Annotated in this window: 2 protein-coding genes; both read left to right on the top strand. The window is 35.2% G+C overall.

Annotated elements, in window-relative coordinates; genetic code table 11:
- Window positions 1-440 precede the first annotated feature (440 nt).
- Window positions 441-1883, top strand: coding sequence for a TolC family protein (locus ABFR62_13715; GenBank protein MEN8139476.1), 1443 nt, complete (start codon window positions 441-443; stop codon window positions 1881-1883).
- Window positions 1884-1893: 10 nt separating this feature from the next.
- A complete protein-coding gene (locus tag ABFR62_13720) occupies window positions 1894-3237 on the top strand; it encodes an efflux RND transporter periplasmic adaptor subunit (protein ID MEN8139477.1) in 1344 nt (447 codons plus the stop codon).
- Window positions 3238-3408: the final 171 nt, after the last annotated feature.

Here is a 3408-nt window from a genome sequence, read left to right on the forward strand (position 1 = left end):
ATTACTTCGTAAAGTATTAAAATAATATACTACAGAATAGCGGGATCTAAACGCCCCGGATAAAAACGGCAGCTTTTTTATATAAAATGTTTGTGAATCTTTTGCTTAGAGAGCGACTTTAGAAGCTCCTTTAAGCAAAATAGATGAACATATTTTATATAAAAAACTATAGTGGATAGCCTGTCTGCCAATCCAGGCAGGCCGGAAAAGGCGCATGAAAATAATTTTATCAAATTGTGCATCGGAGCCGAAACAACTTTAACATTTATTTGTGATAAGAAATACCTGTAAAGAAATAATTTAGAATCACGTTTATTATATTTGTTTAAACACTACCTAAAACCTGAACCGTGAAAAGGATAACCATAAGTAATGCGTTGTTAACCAACAAGACATAGATACATTATGGTTATTATGTACTTAATGTAAAATTATTAGCAATGAAAAATAAAAAGCTGGTTTTAACAATATTTTCCCTTATTGTTTCTTTGGCAAACATCAATGCGCAAAAAAAATATTCTCTGGAAGAGTGTATCATTCACGCCCGCGAAAACAATCTTACTGTTAAACAATCCCGGTTAAATGTTGAGATAAATGAGAATGTAAAAAGTTCGCAGGTAGGCAACTTTTTTCCGGATGCGAACCTTAACGGAACTTATTCATACAATAAAGGTTTCGCTATTGACCCTACTACTAACCAGATTCAAAGTGCGGTAAATTCATTTGTATTTAACGGTACATCTCAATGGAATTTGTTCGATGGTCTTCAGAACATCAACAAATACAGGAAAGCTAAGTTTGACCTTTTGGCTGCTCAGTACAATCTGGAACAGTTAAAAGACAATATAAGCCTTCAGGTGGCCGATGCATATTTACAGGTAATTTTAAATAAAGAATTTCTGAAAGTTGCAAAAAGTCAGGTTGAAGTATCAGAAAAAGAAGTTGAAAGAGTAAGTAAGTTAGTGAAAGCAGGGTCTTTGCCTCAAGGTGATTTATATGAAAGTGAGGCCACATTTGCCAACGATGAACAACAGCTTGTTGCAACCGAAAACAGTTTGACCCTTTCCAAGTTAAGTCTTACACAGTTATTACAAATTGATTATTCAAACGACTTTGATATTGTTGATGAGGACTTCCCAATTCCCTCACTGGAAATGCTAAACAAATCAAACGAAGAAGTTTACGATAAAGCACTTACTAATCAATATCTTATTCAAAGCTATGAAAACAGAATCTTTTCGGCTGATAAGGATTTAAGTATTGCAAAAGGGATTTACAGCCCGAGTCTGAGTTTGGTTTACCAGTTCTCTACAAGATACACTATAAACAGAGAGATTTACACATACTCTGAACCAGATTTTATCCCGATTGGTCAGGTGCAAAATACGGGCGAAACTGTAGTATCATTGGCTCCTCAAAGCATACCATCAGGTACCGAAACCTACGATAATTGGGATCAGGCCAGAGATAATAAAAACCACTATCTGGGAATAAATCTTAGAATTCCGCTGTTCAACAGGCTGCAAACAAGAAACAATGTAAGAATTAAAAAGCTTCAGCTTGACCAGGCTGAACTGGAACTGGACATTCAAAAAAATCAGCTTCGCCAGAATATAGAAAAGGCCAAAACTGATGCAAATGCGTCATTAAAAAGCTATAAAGCAAGCGAAAAATCGTTAGAATCACTTGAGGAAGCATTTAAATATGCCCAACAAAAGCGAGATGTAGGAATGATAAGTGAATACGACTACAATCAAAGCAGATACAGACTTGTACAGGCACAATCTACCATGTTGAGAACAAAATATGATTTCATATTTAAAATAAAAGTGCTTGAATATTACTATGGCGAACGATTTAATTTAACAGGGTCAGAGAACTAATCACTGAAATATGAAGAAGAAATATATTTATATAATCATTGCTGTTGTAGTTCTGATTGTATTATTACTTGTAGCAAAGAAGAAAGGATGGCTAGGCGATGACCCTAATACAAAAACAGTTAGCACGGCAAAAGTAGAATTGGTTGACATTGTAGAGAGTGTATCATCCTCAGGAAAAATTAAGCCTGAAGTTGAAGTGAAAATTGCTCCTGAAGTTTCGGGTGAGATCATAAAACTTACTATAAAAGAAGGTGATGAAGTTAAGAAAGGGCAATTACTGGCTTCAATAAATCCGGATATTTACGAGTCGAGCGTTAATAGAGCCAGGGCGGCATTACAATCATCAAATTCAGCATTAAAACAGGCAAAAGCCAGGCTTATTGAATCGGAACAGGATTATAAACGCAATAAGGAACTTTTTGAAAATCACACCATTGCCAGATCAGAATGGGATAAGATAAATGCAAATTATTCGGTTGCTAAGCTTCAGGTAGAATCGGCCGAATTTCAAGTGTCCAGCTCTCAGGCTACACTACGCGAAGCTAAAGATAATTTAGCCCGTACTAACATCTTTTCTCCAATGGAGGGAACTATATCCAAACTTAATGTAGAACTTGGCGAAAGAGTAGTTGGTACCGCACAGATGGCAGGAACTGAATTATTGAGAGTTGCCAATCTAAACGAGATGGAAGCCGAAATTGATGTTAATGAAAACGACATCATAAAAGTAAAACTGGGAGATGAAGCCGAAATTGAGGTTGATGCATTTCTGAATAAGAAATTTAAAGGTGTAGTAACAGAGATTGCTAACTCTGCCGAAACAGCAGGTACGAGCGCCGATCAGGTAACTAACTTCAAGGTAAAAGTTAAACTGCTAAAAGAATCATACAAAGAGATATCTGAGGAAATGGGATTAAAATATTCCCCGTTCAGACCGGGAATGACAGCTACTGTAGATGTAAATACAAAAAAGAAAAGTTCTATTGTAGGAGTTAAAATAAGTGCTGTCACTACCCGAAGCGATTCTACATCAATTTCTGACAGGAAAGAGAAAAAATCAAAAAGAAAGAAGAAAGAAGAAGATGATGAAGAAAAAGATGGCGTTCAGGTAGAATCTTCAGAATTGGAGCAGAATGTTGCAGATGATTTATTTGAATGTGTTTTTATCATAGATGCAGAAGGAAAAGCAAAAATCAAAACAGTAGAAACAGGCATTCAGGATGATGAATATATCGAAATCACTAAGGGATTAAAAGAAGGAGATGAAATTATTACCGGACCTTACCTGATGGTTTCAAGGACCTTAAAACCAGGCATGAAGGTTAAAAAAGAGGAAGATAACAAAGATGACTAGTAATAGTTTACTCTAATACCAAATAATATAAAAAATAAAGGTGTTTTATAAAGCACCTTTATTTTTTTATACTCCTATTCCTGATTCATAAATACCTGCCATTTTACCTTTATAGCAATTACGATTCAAAATGATTGATAAATAAATTGAAATAAGTGAAGCGATTCACGA

It is taken from the genome of Bacteroidota bacterium, assembly GCA_039714315.1.
Classification (GTDB): domain Bacteria; phylum Bacteroidota; class Bacteroidia; order Flavobacteriales; family JADGDT01; genus JADGDT01.